General features: G+C 24.2%; 15 protein-coding genes and 1 pseudogene. 15 read left to right on the forward strand and 1 reads right to left on the reverse strand.

Annotated elements, in window-relative coordinates; genetic code table 4:
- Positions 1 to 39: 39 nt before the first annotated feature.
- Entirely contained in the window at positions 40 to 5,265 is a 5,226-nt protein-coding gene (locus STAIW_RS01795; protein WP_020834157.1) for an ABC transporter permease, read from the forward strand.
- Between the two features lie 95 nt (positions 5,266 to 5,360).
- Complete coding sequence (locus STAIW_RS01800) at positions 5,361 to 5,885, forward strand: hypothetical protein (RefSeq protein ID WP_020834158.1); 525 nt, start codon at positions 5,361 to 5,363, stop codon at positions 5,883 to 5,885.
- 26 nt (positions 5,886 to 5,911) lie between these two features.
- On the opposite strand, the gene STAIW_RS01805 is transcribed toward STAIW_RS01800, so the two are convergent.
- Positions 5,912 to 6,334, reverse strand: a complete 423-nt coding sequence (locus tag STAIW_RS01805; protein WP_020834159.1) for a hypothetical protein — start codon at positions 6,332 to 6,334, stop codon at positions 5,912 to 5,914.
- 73 nt (positions 6,335 to 6,407) lie between these two features.
- Here STAIW_RS01805 and STAIW_RS01810 point away from each other — a divergent pair, with 73 nt between their 5' ends.
- The 13 genes and pseudogenes from STAIW_RS01810 to nusA all read left to right on the forward strand — a co-directional run bounded on the left by STAIW_RS01810 (position 6,408) and on the right by nusA (position 17,122).
- On the forward strand, positions 6,408 to 6,983 hold the full coding sequence (locus STAIW_RS01810; protein WP_020834160.1) for a DJ-1 family glyoxalase III: 576 nt from the start codon (positions 6,408 to 6,410) through the stop codon (positions 6,981 to 6,983).
- 98 nt (positions 6,984 to 7,081) lie between these two features.
- The gene (locus tag STAIW_RS06660; protein WP_053228503.1) at positions 7,082 to 7,297 is read left to right on the forward strand and encodes a PTS glucose transporter subunit IIA; all 216 of its coding nucleotides are present in this window, start codon (positions 7,082 to 7,084) and stop codon (positions 7,295 to 7,297) included.
- A complete protein-coding gene (locus tag STAIW_RS05630) occupies positions 7,257 to 7,937 on the forward strand; it encodes a PTS glucose transporter subunit IIA (protein ID WP_053228504.1) in 681 nt (226 codons plus the stop codon). The genes STAIW_RS06660 and STAIW_RS05630 overlap by 41 nt, the downstream gene beginning before the upstream one ends.
- Before the next feature lie 59 nt (positions 7,938 to 7,996).
- Entirely contained in the window at positions 7,997 to 8,419 is a 423-nt protein-coding gene (locus STAIW_RS01820) for a hypothetical protein (protein ID WP_041618813.1), read from the forward strand.
- A 5-nt stretch (positions 8,420 to 8,424) separates the two neighbouring features.
- Positions 8,425 to 9,207, forward strand: coding sequence for a PTS transporter subunit EIIC (locus STAIW_RS01825; RefSeq protein WP_148285965.1), 783 nt, complete (start codon positions 8,425 to 8,427; stop codon positions 9,205 to 9,207).
- A gap of 45 nt (positions 9,208 to 9,252) precedes the next feature.
- Positions 9,253 to 9,393, forward strand: a complete 141-nt coding sequence (locus tag STAIW_RS06175) for a hypothetical protein (RefSeq protein WP_169522259.1) — start codon at positions 9,253 to 9,255, stop codon at positions 9,391 to 9,393.
- 486 nt (positions 9,394 to 9,879) lie between these two features.
- Positions 9,880 to 10,662 carry a glucose PTS transporter subunit IIA gene (locus tag STAIW_RS01830; protein ID WP_041618817.1) on the forward strand — a complete coding sequence of 261 codons (783 nt, stop codon included), beginning with the start codon at positions 9,880 to 9,882 and terminating at the stop codon, positions 10,660 to 10,662.
- A gap of 24 nt (positions 10,663 to 10,686) precedes the next feature.
- On the forward strand, positions 10,687 to 11,028 hold the full coding sequence (locus STAIW_RS01835) for a hypothetical protein (RefSeq protein WP_148285966.1): 342 nt from the start codon (positions 10,687 to 10,689) through the stop codon (positions 11,026 to 11,028).
- Positions 11,029 to 11,276: 248 nt separating this feature from the next.
- Entirely contained in the window at positions 11,277 to 12,287 is a 1,011-nt protein-coding gene (locus STAIW_RS01840) for a hypothetical protein (RefSeq protein ID WP_041618820.1), read from the forward strand.
- 274 nt (positions 12,288 to 12,561) lie between these two features.
- A pseudogene (locus STAIW_RS01845) lies at positions 12,562 to 13,959 on the forward strand (glycoside hydrolase family 1 protein).
- 229 nt (positions 13,960 to 14,188) lie between these two features.
- Positions 14,189 to 14,884 (forward strand): SPE_1075/MLC_0560 family membrane protein, encoded by a 696-nt coding sequence (locus tag STAIW_RS01850; RefSeq protein ID WP_020834162.1) that lies wholly within the window; start codon positions 14,189 to 14,191, stop codon positions 14,882 to 14,884.
- Between the two features lie 85 nt (positions 14,885 to 14,969).
- Positions 14,970 to 15,620 (forward strand): MBL fold metallo-hydrolase, encoded by a 651-nt coding sequence (locus STAIW_RS01855; RefSeq protein WP_020834163.1) that lies wholly within the window; start codon positions 14,970 to 14,972, stop codon positions 15,618 to 15,620.
- Positions 15,621 to 15,775: 155 nt separating this feature from the next.
- Positions 15,776 to 17,122: a transcription termination factor NusA gene (nusA, locus tag STAIW_RS01860; protein ID WP_020834164.1), complete on the forward strand. Its 1,347-nt coding sequence runs from the start codon at positions 15,776 to 15,778 to the stop codon at positions 17,120 to 17,122.
- Positions 17,123 to 17,136: the final 14 nt, after the last annotated feature.

Below are 17,136 nucleotides of genomic sequence, written 5' to 3' on the forward strand. Positions count from 1 at the left end.
ACAAGTAATGTAAAATAATATTATAAGTCGGGGGAATTTATGAAAAAAGCAACATTTTTTTTATATTTAAAACAGGGGATAAAGGGTGTATTAAAGTTTAGGATACAATTTTATGTAATTATTATTTTGACATTTTTGTCTACTTTAATTTTAACAATTTCAATTTCAACATCTGAAAGATTGAATCAAAATTATAATCAAACAATGAATAAATATGAAAAATTTGATTATATTAATCAAAAAGCAGTTGGAATTCCAAGTGATGGTAAAGAAGCTGTTACAGTGACACCATTAATTGATTTTATAAATGATGAATTTTTAGCAGTTTATGACTCAACAGATTTGAATAATCCTGCAAACAATAAAGGAATTGAGTATAATTTTAATTTATCATATTTTAATAATCAGTATACTGATTATGGTTATAAAGAAACTTTTTTAACAAAAGCTTTTGAAGATCAAGAGGTTGAAAGTAAACTTTTTGATATGTTAAAAAATGAAAATTATTATAATAATATAGCAAGTTTTATTTTTGATTCTGCAAGAGTATATAGAGATCACCAGTTTATTGGAACACCTTTTGGTGATTTTCAAAAATTATTAATTGAAAAATCAAAAAATTATTTTTTAGATGATTTATTTCTTAGTGATGGAACAAGTAAAGAATATCTTTTTACAACTCCTTTTTATAAACTGAAGCAAAAAAATTTAATTTCTAGAGAAGATTTTACTTTAGAAATTGAAAATTATAATGATAGAAATCAATATAATAGATATTTTTATTTTGCAATTGATAATCTTGCAGGACAATTAAATGAAATGATTTCAAATTATATTAATTATTTTATAAATCAATCTAAAAAGGAATTTGAATTACAAACTGAAATAACTGATATGGAACAATTTTTTAATGAAAATTGATATTCAAAAGCAGGCTTTAAATGAATTAAAAATGGTTATACTGATCAAAATAAAATTGAACTTGCCACAACTTTGTTTATTTTTTTATTGGGAAGAGCACCAATAAATGCTTCAACTCTAAATGAAAAACAAAGTGCAATGATAGTTACATATTCTGAAAATGCTCAGCAAGAAATAAATACCCCTTGAAGAAATAGAAGAGATATGTCAGCAGAAGTAAAAAACAATGAGATATTAAATTCAAAATTTCAATTATATCAATTTGGAGCAAGAGGAAGTATAACTCAGTTATATGGAAAAATTGCAACAGAAGGAGATAATATTAATAAACTAATTGATATTCCTAAAAGAACAATTAATCCATTATTTTTAAAACATGAAAATTCTACAAATTTTATTGCAGATATAGGATCGGGTTCTAATTTTAGTGATCTTACTGCTTGAAAAGAATTTGATTTTGGTTCATTTAATAGAGCTAAGGCATATTTTTTAAGAAATGAAATTTTATCACAGGCTGTGGATTTAAAATATGAAGCAAGAGCAGAGGTAGTACTTCAAGATAATGTTTCGGAAATAAATTATAGAATAATAAATCTTGATAATACTTGAAAAGATAGAATAACTATTTATGATGGTTTTATGCCAAGAAATAAAAATGAAATTATAATTAATTCACAATTTGCAAGAAAAAATAATTTAAAACTTGGAAGCAATATTACTATTGGTGGAGGAAATTTTACTATTTCAGCTTTTGGAGTAGATCCGTTATCTTATTATCCAATTACAGATTTACTAACTCCAATACCAAATAATGAAAAATCTGCTATTGTTTTTGCAGATAATAGTGTTATTTCTGATCAAATGATAACATTTGATTTTTCAAAATATGCTACAAATTATGCATATAATATTTTAAAAAGTTCAGATTCACAGAATGCACAAAAAGGTGTGGCAGCTTTTGTAGCACATTCTTTTTCAAGTATTAAAAATTTATTATATAATTATAATTTTTTATACAATAAAAATGAAATTGATCAAAATTTTTATGATTCTTCAAAATATAATGAAAATTACACTAGTTTTAATAATTCTCCATTATCTTATAATTGAACTTTGACACCAAAAATAACTGAAGTTTTCAATATTATTTCAATATTATTTTCATCTCTAATTTGTTTAATAACATTAATTGCAGTAGTTGTTGCAGTTAAAAAAACTATTCATTTAAATTCTGGAGAAATTGGAATATTAAAATCTATGGGAGCAAAATCATCTGAAATAGCTTCGTCTTATTTATCATATGGAGTAATTGTTATGTTTATTGTTATACCAATTGCTTGGATTATTGGGTCTTTTCTTCAAGAACCAGTAGCATCATTTTTTTTACAATTTGTTAGTGGACAGTATAATTTAGCAATTTTTAAATACTTACCATTTGTTCTGGGATTTTTAATTTTTGGAGTTTTTTTAGCAATTGTTTCATACTTTACAGCATTTCTTTTGATTAGAAAACCAACTTTAGAAATATTAAAGAGAAAAGATAGTCAAAAAACAATTCTTTGAATTAGAAAATTAAAGTTGGCATTAACTAATAAAAGTAGATTTTCAATTAGATTTAGTAGTGAACTTGCAATATCAAGTTTTTCAAAGACTTTATTAACAGCTGCAACAATATTTTTTGCAGGATTCTTCGTTTCAGGATCTTTAGCAATTCCTGGAATTGTAGATAATTTTGTTAATAGTTATAATAGAAATATTAATTATTCAAATAATTCAAGAAATATAGAATTAATTGGAAATGCTCCTCTTGCAAAAACTTCGCTTTCACCAACTCAAGAAGTTGATGAATATGAAGAGAACTTATTTAATACAAATAATATTTTTGGAAGTGAAATTGAGCAGATTTCTAAATCTGTTTCTCAAATAGGCCCTTCTCCAGATAGTTCAGTAATTCCTCAAATTCTTATTTCTCCAGAAAATAATAATCAATTTTCAACATCTTGAACTTATGATAAACTTTCAAGTACATCTTCTCAATATGATTTTTTAGTTCGTGAAGAAGCAATTGATGAAGAAACAGAATTAAATTCATTGATATCAATAATTGCAAGTATTTTAGGAAATAATTTATCACAATTGGTGGGAAGTGGAATATCAATAGCAGATATTCAAAAAATGATTGAATGAACTGTTCATTCAAATTCAAGTGAATTAGAAAATAATTTTTCTGTTAGACTTAAAAAAATTTTAGAAACCTCTGATTTATTGACTAATGGTCTTCCTCAATTACTTGTAAATTTTATTAATAATTCTTCAACAACTGAGGGAAATTGAAAAGAACAAATTATAAATATTATAATTTCTCAAACACCTTCATATATAAAAAACTATGTAACAAAGAGTGAAAATAGGCTAAATAACTTTGAATTTGGATGACAAGTAAATAAATATATTCCAGGAGTGGATAATTTATATACAAGTATAAATATAAAATCACAAAATGATAAGAATTTACCAATTATTGGTTTAAATTCAAGTCAATCTGCGTATAATATTGAAAAAGTTAATAGTGACAAAATATTTAAAAGTGAATATCAAGCTCAATTAATTAATAAAGTTTTATATGGAAATACACTAGCAAATGAAGATTATGAATTAATAAGTGATATCTATGATAAAGAGACAAAACAATTATCAGTCCCTGTTATATCAAATGAACAAACAGATTTTAATATTAATAATAATTGAGATTTATTAAAAGATATTAATATAAATTCTAAAAGAATGGTAATTACAAGTACTCAAGAAAATATTCCAAATGATGCTTGAATGTATGATGATAGAGATTGAAATCACTATAAGGCATCAAATATTTTAAATGAAAACCAATTTTTAACAATGAGTTCATTACAAGGAAGTAAGTTTACTTATGCTCCAATATTTGATTATAAAAATGGAAGTACAGAAGTAAATGATTTTTCTAAATATAAGTATGCAGATCTTAAAAATAATTCCTACGCTTTTTATAATTTAACTTCAACATTTAACAAAGATGGTAGTGAAGATTTAAACTTGGAAATAAGACCATATTATCAATATGAAAATATAGTTTTATTTCTTCCTAAAAAATTTCAACTAGATTTTGAAAAAATTAAAAACTTAGGTAATTCTGATAGTTCAGCATGATGAATTGAAAATCTAGATTTCATTCCTGAAAAAACTTTAAATGCGTGAAAAAATACTGATAGTAGTTTAAAAGATGAAAATGACTTTTTCGCAATTAGACCGTATTCATTATTTTTTGACCAAAGAGGTGAATACAAAAGAGAAAATGAAAATTTATCAGGAGAAGCACTAAAGAATATTAAAGAAGCTTACAATAACTTTTTTGCAAGATCAATTAGAGAGGCAAATGGACCTATTAGTTTAAGTAATATTGATTTAAATTGAACTGGTATTTCTAATGGTAATGTTTCTAAAATTAATTTTAAAAAAGTTGGAAATATTGAGGTTTATGGTAAATCATTAATTATTGCAGATCAAAATTTAGTTAATTTAATAAATGGATTTAGTATTGATAAATATACTCCATTTAATTTACAATATGAAGACTTTAATTCACAAAATAATAGTAGTTATACACAAGATGGAGTAACTATAAATACATATGAAAAATTAAACCCAAATACTATTGTTAATAATGATAAAAGTCAATGAGTTTATGGAGAAGATGAAGTTCAAAAATCTGTTAGACCAAATATGTGATATACTGGAATTTATTCAAATGCTGAAGAACCATATTTTATTACAATACAAGCTTCATTTGCAAGAAATCCAAAAATTGGAGAAGATACTTTAAATGGTAATACTCCTTATAAAAGCTCAATTGAAATTGAATCAACAACTTTCTTAAGTCAAGAAGAGGCATTAATTAATCAAATATCTGCAATTGTACTATCAATTGGAATATTATTTATTAGTTTATTAATAGTAATTATGATTTTAACTGTAACATTAATTAATGACTTATTTGTAAATCAATATAAGCGATTTATGATTGTTATGAAATCACTTGGGTATTCAAATTTTGAAATAATTTATTACACTTTTGGTTTTGTAACTGGATTTTCAATTTTAACTTATATAAGTGGTGTTAGTTTAAGCTATGTTGCAATTTATGCAATAGTTAAAATAATTAATTCAATAATTGGAATAATTCCATTCGGAATGACTTGATGAGCGCCATTTGTAGCAACAATTTTAGTATTTGGAATGTATATAATTTCAATTACAATAACTACAAGAAGAATTAGAACAGAATCACCAAGTACATTAATGGCTTAAAAATTATTATTTATTAATAATTTTTTTCCTTAAAAAGTCACTTTATTTATAAAAAATAAATTATGGTATAATTATATAAATTAAAGGGGCAAATTATGAGTGAAAAAGTTTATCAATTAAATTCAGACCAAATTGGTGTAGTTAGTTTTTCAGAACCATGATTTTTAGGTCATATTGAAATTGAAGGAGAGACAGAACAAGTACAAATGTTTTTTCCATCTTTAGAAGAAGGACTTAAAAAATTTGCACCATTCTTTAAAAAACATGTTATTGATTTTTGAAAAGAACAAGGGGCAGAAGGCGAAAAAAAAATAAGGGATTTAAAAAATTATGTTTTAAATACGTGAATGAATCCTGGTATTGAAACAATGAGAGAAGCAATGTTTGAAAAGTATGGGCATGAAGAATTTAAAGATAAAACAGGAGTGGAATTAATTGAAGATGGTTATGATTTTTTAGCAGTTACAATTGGTCATATTTGTCTTCGTTTTAATAAAATGCATTTCTACTTTAATGGATTACATGTTTCAACAAGAACTGTTGATAAATTCTTGGCAGTTAATTTCTGATCAAAAGTTAAAGAAGAATCTTTAAATGAAAATCAAGATCAAAATATATAAATAAAAAATCTCTTAATTGAGATTTTTTATTTATATATTTTTAGTAAATCATTCTTTTTTATATTTAAATATTTATTTGTATTATTTGCCAAAACAAATATAGATCTTGCTTCTTGGTTAAAACTTGTCATTTTATTTGGTTTAAAGTTTGAATAAATAGCAATTACTTGATTATGAATATCACAAAAAACTAAATCGACATCTTCTTTAAAACCAAAGCTATTAAATCCTTTTGTATATATTAATCTAAAACCATTTTCAGATGAAATTTTTTCTTTAAAAATTAGCGAATTAAATTTTTTTGTACTATTTCTTATAGTTCTAACATTTATGTCTATAATTACTTGATTATGAACTAATTTATTTGAAAAATTTTCTCTTGAAATATCTTTTCTATTTTCTTTTTTTGCTAATCTGAAAAGAAAATAAATTTTTCTAATTAAAGACATAATAAATCACCTAATATTAATTATAACTAAAAAAATAAAGTATAATATAAAAAAAGAAAAGAGGTAATATATAATGGCAAAAGTTGCTATATTTGTTGCTAATGGTTTTGAAGATACTGAAATGGTTGCAACTTGTGATGTTTTAAGAAGAGCTGAAAAAATGTTTTCAGGAAGTTTTCCTGTTGTGGATATTGTTTCAATAAATGATTCAAAACATGTAAAAGGTGCTTGAAATATAAATGTTATTGCAGATAAAGTTATTAGTGAAATAGATTTTAATAATTATGATTGTTTAGTTCTTCCTGGAGGAAGAACTGGAGTAGATCATTTAAAAGAATCTGAAATATTAATGAATGCTCTTGAAAATCATGCAAAACAAAATAAAATAATTGCAGCGATTTGTGCTGCTCCAGAAATACTTGGAAAACTTAAATTAGTTGACAATGTGGAAATTACTCACTATCCTGGTTGTGATAAAGATTTAGATAATGCAATAAAAAAACCTCACATTGCAGCAATTAGTGATGGAAATTTTATAACAGGAAGTTCAATTGGTGCAGCACTTCAGTTTGGTTTACAAATTGTAGATCACTTTACTTCAACAGAGCAAATGCTAAAACTACATGACTCTTTAGTTTTTAATTATTAGAATAATTTAATATTAAATTAGATGAGAAAATTACTTTCTATTAGAGAAAGTAATTTTCTCATTTTAGTTTTTCATTGCTTTTTTTTTGCAAAATTCTTTTGAAAGGAAAGCAAAAAAATGGAAAAAAAATATATTCACCAGTTAATGGTGAAGTTGATTTAATTGAAAATTTAAATGATGGTGTTTTTTCTGAAAAAATGCTTGGTGATGGTTTTTACATAAAACCAAAATCAAATCATTTTTTATTCTCCAATTGAAAATGGAAAATTAAAAATGATTTTTGATACAAAGCATGCATATTATTTTGAAATTAATGAAGAAGTTAATTTTTTAATGCATATCGGTTTAGATACAGTTACATTAAAGGGCAAACCCTTTAATGTAAAAGCAAAAGTTGGACAAAATTTAGATATCAATTCTCAAATAGTGGAAGTTAATTTTGAAATGATAAAGCAAATGGACAATACAATTTCAATAGCAACACCAATTGTTATGGATTTTAATGAAAATTTAGGTTGAAATTTTAAAATTATAAAAAAAGGAATAGTCAAAAGGGGAGAAATAATTGGAGAATTTTATTATGAAAAAAACCTAGAAAATTCTGTAGATTTTAAAGATAAAATTCAATCTATTGTTAATTCAAAATCTAGATATGATCAAGCAGCACAAATAATATATAAAAGTATAGGAACTCATTCAAATTATACAAAAGTTTTTAATTGTATGACAAGATTAAGATTTGAAATAAAAAATAAGGATTTAATTAATGAATTAGAAATTAAAAAAATTCCAATGGTAAAGGGCATTATTTGATCTGGTAAACAATTGCAAATTATTATTGGTGGAGAAATATACAAAGTAAGAGAAGCTGTAGAAGATTATGTAGTAAAAACTACTTCGGGAAATAATGAAAATATAAAAATAATTAACTTACAATTGGAAGAAGACTATTAGGAGCAATAACAGGAATAATTTTTCCATCGTTGCCTATTTTAATGGCAGGTGGATTATTAATGAGATTAAAAACAATTCTTGTAGTATCTGGTGCTATTCAAGATTTATCCGTTTCTGATAGTTCAGGCATACAACCAGATTTATTTTCATATGCATTTAACATTGTTGCAGAAACAAAAATTAAATTATTTGGAATTTATATGGGTTATAATACAATGAAATATTTAGGTGGCCCAACATTGCTTGCAATTTTTATGAGTTTAGCTCTTGCTGGAGCTACATCAGTTCAATTTTTAACACAAATGTCTGCTTTTGATTTATTTTCAATAGGAACATTATCAATTAAAACAGGTATATTTACAAATTCGGTTTTACCTCACATATTTGCTGCAATTGGTTTATTTTATTTAGATAAATGAGTAAAAACTTGAATGCCCCATCAATTGATATATTGTTTAAACCATTTATTGTATTATTTGTAGTATTTATGTCAATGTTTTTTATAGCAGGTCCTATTCTTTCTTTGATAGAACAAACAATAGGTCTTGGGGTAGGATATTTATCAAAAATACCTTATGGAATTGGTACAGGAATTATGGCGTTGACATGACAACCATTAGTAATTACGGGTATGCATGTTCCAATTGTGATGCCTGTTGCAATTGGAGTTAGTCAGGGTATATATACAACATTAATGTTTCCATTAAATATAGCTACATTTACTCAAGTTGGTGTTGCTATTGCTGTTGGAATAAGAACAAAAAATATGAAATTAAGACAAGCAGCTTTTGCTGCATTACCTGGTGGTTTTGTTGGAGTAACTGAACCAATTATTTATGGTGTTAATTTACCAAAAGTAAAACCATTTATTATAGCAATAATTTCAGCATTATTTTTAGGAATACTTGCAGGAATTCTAGGAATAGAAGCAAGAACTCCTGGTGGTCTTGGAATATTTGGAATTTTAGGTACTTTAATGGAACCAAGATTAGCTGAAGAAGTTGTATCAGGACAAACTTTACTTCCAAGTACAATTAATTTATTTACAGGAGAAGCAAATTCTATGCTTTTAAATGCAATACTTTATGGATTAATGTTATTTGCTTCAATTGCAGTATCTTGTAAAATAGGAATGTTATTTTATACAGAAAGAGTTAAAGAAAGTAAACAAATAAAAAGAAATAATGAATTACTAGTTAAAATGTATGCTCTTTCAAAAAAAATTAGTATTGAAGATGCAAAAAACAAAATTGAAAAAAATTTAAAATAATTTAATTTAATATTTAATAAAGATATCATTGAAAAAATGAAGCAAGTGAAAAAAAATTATGTTCAAATAATTAAAACAACAACAAAACTTGATTCTTTAATAAAATCAAATGAAAATAAAAAACAATTTATTGCAAATAGGGTTAAAAAATATTCATCTAATATTCAAAAAAATGAAAAAAATTAAAAATTTTAATAGAAAAATATGAACTACTTTCAAATAATAAAAATATAGTAATTTTAGAAACTGAATTAAAAACACTAAATGCAAATAGAAAAAATATTGAGTGATTTGAAAATTTTCAACTTGAATGTAAAATTGAAATAACAAAAATATTTGAAGCATTAAACTTAGATACTAATAACTTAAACTTTGATTTAATAAAAGATAAATATTGAAATGCTTTGCATGTTTTGGATATAAGTTATATGATTAATGAAGTTAAAATTCCAAAAATTACAAAAAAAAATGTTTTTATCATAGAATAATTTATTTAAAATAAAAAAACACGGAGTAAATACTATGATTCATGTTTTTTTATTTTTATATGTTTTTAAATTAGATTTTTATTAAATATGTTAACAAACTACTTTCTATTAATGAAAGTAATTTTTACATTAAAACAATTGATTGTTTTTTTATTGGAAAATTCTTTTGAAAGGAGAGAAAAAAATGGAAAAAATTAAAGTATACGCTTCAGTTGATGGAGAAATAGACTTAATTGAAAATTTAAATGATGGTGTTTTTTCTGAAAAAATGCTTGGTGATGGTTTTTACATAAAACTAAGTTCACAAATATTTAAATCACCAATTGAAAATGGAAAATTAAGTTTAATTACAGATACTAAGCATGCATTCTTTTTTGAAATAGAAAAAGAAATTAGTGTATTAATGCACATTGGATTAGATACTGTTTCTTTGAAAGGAAAGCCATTCAATATTTTATCTAAATTAAATCAAAATGTTAATTTAGATACAAAAATTGTTGAAGTTGATTTGGAATTAATTGAAAAATCAGGATTAAGTAGTATTTGTCCAATTACAATAAATAGTGAAAAAATTGCATATAAATTTAATTTATTAACAAAAACAAAAAATGTAAAAACAGGAGATTTAATTGGAGAATTTGAACAAGTTGATCAAAAAGAATTAGAAAAACCTGTTATTAGTATGGAAGATTTCTTTAGTTCAGATAACACATATAGAAAAGTTGCCAAAAAATTAATAGTTGGATCTTCAAATTATGACGAAGTTTTCAACTGTATGACAATACTTCGTTTTAAAATTAGAGATACTCAAAAAGTAGATGTAGAAAAAATAAAAAAAGTAGATCTTGTTAAGGGTATTATTTGAAATGGAAAACAATTACAAGTAATTATTGGACAAGATGTTTATAAAGTAAAAGATGAGGTTCTTTTATTAAATCAACAAAACGTAGGAGATATAGTTCTTTAAGCTAAAAATGCTGTACCTTTAGGCATGAGATTTATGCAAATGTTTACAGGTATTATGGCTCCATTAATTCCAATATTTATTGGAACAGGGTTATTTCAAGCATTAATCGGAATATTAAGTTCTGATATGGCAGGAAATTTAATGCCCACAATTACTGGAAATATTTTAGATACAGCAGAGTATGGCGTGGGTTGAGCATTATTACATGCCGTTGGAAAATCATCAATAATTTTTATGGGTATTGTAATAGCATATAATGCGGGAAATTATTTTAATCTAAATAGACCAATTTCTGTTGGTATTGGTATAATTATGTCTTCACCATTATTATTTGGTACTGGAGGACCAGCATTAATGGGTAATTAATGAATTTTAGCAGATTTTGGAGATCCACTTTCAACAGGAATACCTATTTTAGATGGAATGAAATTAGAGGGGACAGATATATGAGTAATTTTACCCCTTAATGTATTGTCAATTGGACCTCAAAACCAAAAATTATTTGTAATTATTTTTACAATATTTTTAGCAAAAAAATTGATAATTGAGTAATTAAGTGAATACCAAAAGAAATTGAATTAACTTTTAGATGATTTATAGTTATTGGTCTAACAATGATACCAGCATTCTTTATTTTTGGACCAATATGATTTTATATTGAAAAACTTATAGGAATAATATTCTATTATGTTACAAAATTACCACTTGGTATTGGAGTTGGTTTAGTTGCAGCAGTTTGACAACCAGCTGTTATATTTGGTGCACATATGGCAATAGGAATGATATTTATGGTAGACCAAATGTCAAATCTTGGTTTTGGTAATTTTGGATTTACTTCATCATTAACAGTTTGAGCTCAAACTGGAGCAGTTATTGCTGTTGCAGTATTTACTAGAAATGCAACTCTAAAAAGAGAAGCAATTGGTTTAGGAATTCCTGGCATTTTTGGAATTACAGAACCAATTTTATATCAAATAAACTTACCAAAAAAAAGACCTTTAATTGCAGGGGTTATTAGTGTATTTTTTGTATCAAGTATATTAAGCGCATTAGGTGTAACTTCAAGAGTTACTTCTGGGGTTGGAATATTTGAATTATTTGGATTCTTTAGTGATGCTGGAAGTTTTGGAGTCACTGATCAAACTGGCCAACAACTTAGTGGTATTACAAATGAATTGTATATGGTTGCAGGGTCTTTTGGTTCATTTGCTTTAGCCTTTGTAATATGTATGTTTTTATATAAAGAAAGAATTCTTGAAAAAAAACAATTTTTAAAAGAAGAAAAAAAATTAGTAGAATATTTAGTATTAAAAAATTTAGTTAAAAAAGAAGAAGCAGAAGCATTATTAAAAAAATTCAGTGAATTTTCAAATACAGTACCAATTCTTGAATTTAAAAAAATTGAAAAAAAATATCAAAAAATATTATTATTAATAGAAAAAATTAATGTTTTGGATAGTAAAGAAATTAAATATAAAGATAAAATCATAAATAAAGGAAAAGAACTTTTAGCTAAAAATGATAGAGAAAAAGCTGAAATTTTATATAAAAAATTTAATATTGATAAATTTACTAAAATGAAAAAAGAACATCAAATAAAATTAACTGAATTACAAAAATTATAGGATGAACAATTTGTTATTAATTTTAGAACTGAATACTTTGAAAAATACAGTAATTTACTAAATTCAATTGATTCTTTAAAAAATAACTCAGATCTTGAATTAATTTTAACAAGATACAAAAATATTTTAAATTCATTACGTATTACATATAGATTAGATGAATATGATGAAGCTGAGATTAATTTTTCAAAAGAAATTAGAGAAATGAAAAAGATAGAAAATCAACATAAAAAGGAACAAAAAAACTTTTAACAACTTAAGGAGTATTAAAAAAATGAACAAAATACCAAATAATTTTCTTTGAGGTGCATCAAGTAGTGCATATCAAATTTAAGGAGCATATAACGAAGATGGAAAAGGATTAAGCGTTCAAGATGATACTAAAGGGTTTATTTCAAAATTTATAACTGATGAAATATCTGATTTTAAAGTTGCCGCAGACCATTATCATAATTATAAAGAAGATGTTGTTTTAATGGCTGAAATGGGATTTAAATCATATAGATTTTCAATAAATTGAACAAGAATTTTTCCAAAGGGAGTAGAAAATAAACCAAATCTAAAAGGAATAGAATTTTATAATAATTTAATAAATGAGTTAATTAAATACAATATAGAACCTTTAGTAACAATTCATCATTTTGATCAACCATTACATTTGGAAGAATTAGGTGGTTGAGCAAACAGGATGATGATTGATGCATATTTAAAATATTCAAAAACATTATTTGAAAATTTTGGAGATAGAGTGAAATATTGACAAACTATTAATGAACAAAATATGATGATTTTATTTGGACACTTATTCTCAATAAAAGCAGAAAAAGATGAAGGAACAAAAATTTATTAACAATTTCATAATATGAATGTTGCACAAGCAAAAGTTATAAATTTATTGCACTCAATATATCCAAATTCAAAAATTGGTCCAGCACCAAATATTGCTTATGTATATCCAGCAACATCAAATCCATTAGATTCAATTGCTGCAAATAATGCAAATTTAATCAGAAATTGAATTTATATTGATTGCTTAGTAAAAGGTGAATATAGTCAAATTCTTTTAAATTGATGCAAAGAAAAAAATTATCAAATTGAAATTTTTGATGGAGATATGGAAGAAATGCAAAGTTGTAAAGTTGATTTTATTGCATTTAATTATTATTCAACAATGACCGCAAAAGTTTCTGTAAAGAATTCTGAATTTAAAATGGGAAATCAACAACAAGCATTTAATATTGAAGGATTATTTCAAATTATTGAAAACCCAAATTTGGAAAAAACGCAATACGGATGAGAAATTGATCCAGTTGGATTTAGAATGACTTCAAGGGCTTTGCATGAAAGATATGGTTTGCCAATAATAATAACAGAAAATGGCTTAGGAGCAAAAGATATTTTGACAGAAGATAAAAAAGTTCATGATCAGTATAGAATAGATTATTTGAAAAAACACATTGAGCAAATTCCTAAAATAATTTCTGATGGTATTAAACTATTTGGATACAATCCTTGAAGTGCAATTGATTTAGTTTCAACACATGAAGGAATTAGTAAAAGATATGGATTTGTTTATGTAAATAGAGGTGAAAAAGATTTAAAAGACATGAAACGTTATAAAAAGGATAGTTTATATTGATATAAAGAAGTTATAAAAAATAATGGAATTTAATAAGTGATTTTAGAATAGAGAATTATATATAATTCTCTATTTTTATTTTAATGTGATATTATAAAATGATTATATGTAAAAAAAGGATATTTATATGAAATTTGATAAAAACAAATATTTATAGATTTGTATTTTTATTAATTGGAATTTATTTACACTAGGTTTAAGTTTATATTTGCCAACAGCTGTTGGTGTAATGCATTTAGATTTTACAATTTAATCTGTACTAATGGGTTGAAAAGATTTAATAGATGATAAGAATTCATCTGAATATGGAACTCTTGATGCTTCAGTTTCAAATGGTATTTACTATGAAATTGTTTTAGTTATTTATTTTTTTATTATTTCAATTATTTCAATTATATTTTTGATAATTTCAAAAAGTAAAAGAAATCAATTTTGTACAGGGAATAGTAAAATTAAATTACAAATATTTTTTATTTTTTTATCAGACATAGTTATTGTTTTTCTAGAACCACTTTTTCTAATGATGCATGAAAAACTTTATATTACTCATGAATTTGTAAAAGAAATTAAAAAACAATCATATCAGATAAAATTATGAATATTTATTTCAGGTTTTTTACTGACCGCTTTGGGCGATGCAATTTGAATTAAAACAAATATATTTTTGGGTCCTTATAATTCTATTGTCCCAAATTTTCAAAAAATGACAAAATGAAATTATATTAGCTCTAGAATATCGATTGATATTATAATTTTAATTCCAGGAATATTAATATCATTATCAATAACATCAATTAATTGAGATTTAAAATCAAAATTTTTTTTAGATTATTTAAATGTAGGTACTATATTTTTTATAATATGTTTTGGTCCAGTGGTTCATTTCATTCAAAAGTTTATTGATTTATTAATAGGAAAAATAAAAAAATCTAGATTTAGTAGGAAAATATTTTTTTAATATAAAAAGTTTTTATAAAATTAATAATTTCCTGTAATATTAGTTAAAATTAAAAAAGAATAAAAAGTAGAGAAGAGTAAAAAAAATGAATATAAAAAATTTTAGTAATACTAAAAATTTGGGAAATAGTTTTTTAATAGAATATGAAGCAAAAAAAGCTATTTTAATTGATACTGCAATGAACTCAGAAGAAATATTAAGTTATTTAAGTCAAAATCAAATTGAATTGACAGATATTTTTATTACACATGGTCATTTTGATCACTTAATAGGTTTGGAAAAAATTTTAGAGAAATTTGAAAATGTAAATGTATACATTGGTCAAAAAGATGTAATGTGTTTGTATAACAGCAAAAAAAATTTATCAATGCTTAAAAAAAATAATTGAAAATTAGAAAAAGAAATAAAAAATGTAATTGCAGTTACGTATATTAAAGAGATTATAATAGGTAGTTTAGATATTTTTATTGAATGTGTTGGTGGTCATACCCCTGGATCAATTTTTATAAAAATTAAAAATTTTAATTGATTATTTGTTGGAGATACTTTATTTAAAGAGGGATTTGGTCTAAATGGAATATTCATGCCAAGATGTAGTCAAAATAGATTTAGACAATCAATTAAGAACATTTATCAAAATAATGATAAACATACACTTATTTTTCCAGGCCATAAAGATTTTGGAATGAAATTAGAGTCAATTAAAAATAAATATCACAAGTATTTAAAACAATAGCAAAATAAAAAATATTTTATAATTTAAAAAATGCTTTTTTATTAAAAAAAGTTTATAATAATAATGTCATATTAGAAAAGAAGAGGGAACTCTTCTTTTCTATTTGCAAAATAAAATTAATGAGATTTTTATATAATATAGGAGGAAAAAATACCATGATTGATGGTGCTCAGTTACTTGATGCAATTTATGAAATTGTTCAAGATAAAAAAATAGAAAAAAGTATAATTTTTGAAGGAATTAAAGAGGGTTTTCAAAAGGCATATGAAAAATTCTTTGATCCTGAAGCAATTGTAAGAGTTGATATTGATGAAAATACAGGCCAAATTAAAGTTTTTAAAGAATTAACAGTTGTTCAAAAAATTGAAGATGAATGATTGGAAATAGGAATAAATGCTGCTAAAGAAAAATATGGAGAAGATGTTTCAATTGGTAATAATGTATATGAACCTGTTGAATTTACATTAGATTTTTCAAAATTAGCAGTTATGCAAGTTGGACAGATTATTAAACAAAAAATTCGTGAAGGTGAAAAAAATAAAATTTATCAGGAATTTTTGGAAAAAAATCATGAAATTGTTGGTGGTTTTGTAAAGGATATTACAGAAACAAGTTATTTAGTTGATATTGATGGTTCAATAGTGCCAATTTGATATAAAAAAATAATTCCAGGAGAAACTTTTGATATTGATCAGAGAATTTGTTTTTATATTGAAGAAGTTTCAAAAGATAATAAACATTCTCAAATTCAAGCATCAAGAATACACCCTGAATTTTTAGCTAAACTAATTGAAATAGAAGTTCCAGAAATACTTGAGGGAATTGTAGAAATTAAATCAGTTGCAAGAGAACCAGGAAATAGAGCAAAAATTGCTGTTTATTCTCATGAAGAAGGTGTAGACCCAATTGGTAGTTGTGTTGGAGCATCTGGAAGTAGAATTAAAAATGTTACAAAAGAATTAGCAGGAGAAAAAATAGATGTTGTTTTATATAGTGATGATAAAAAAACATTTTTAATGAATTCACTTGCACCTGTAAAAGTAATAAGTATTGAAATTGATGAAGAAAATAATGAAGGCTTTATTGTTGTTCCAAATGAACAGTTATCATTGGCAATTGGTAAAAAGGGAATGGCTGCAAGACTTGTTGCGAATTTAGTTAACATGAAAATAAATATATTTTCATTAGAAAGTGCAAATGAAAGAAAAGTTGCAGTTCATTGAAATGGGAATATTACAGAAAGTGAGTTAAATAATCCCGAATTTATTAATAAAGTAAATAAAAGAAGAGAAAAAGCTTCAAGTAATAACTTAAAAACAAATAGATTTCAAAAACCAAAAACTGAGAGTACTCAAGAAATTGATAATTCATTATTTGTAAAAGACTCTTCAATTGATGAAATTCAAGCATCAATAGCTGCTTTTGAAAATTTAAGTAATAATGAAGCATCATCATTTGATGAAATTGATGACCAATATGATGATTATTACGAAAATAATTAAAAAAATTTCAATTC

Origin of the sequence: Spiroplasma taiwanense CT-1, from assembly GCF_000439435.1 — a bacterium.
Classification (GTDB): domain Bacteria; phylum Bacillota_I; class Bacilli_A; order Mycoplasmatales; family Mycoplasmataceae; genus Spiroplasma_A; species Spiroplasma_A taiwanense.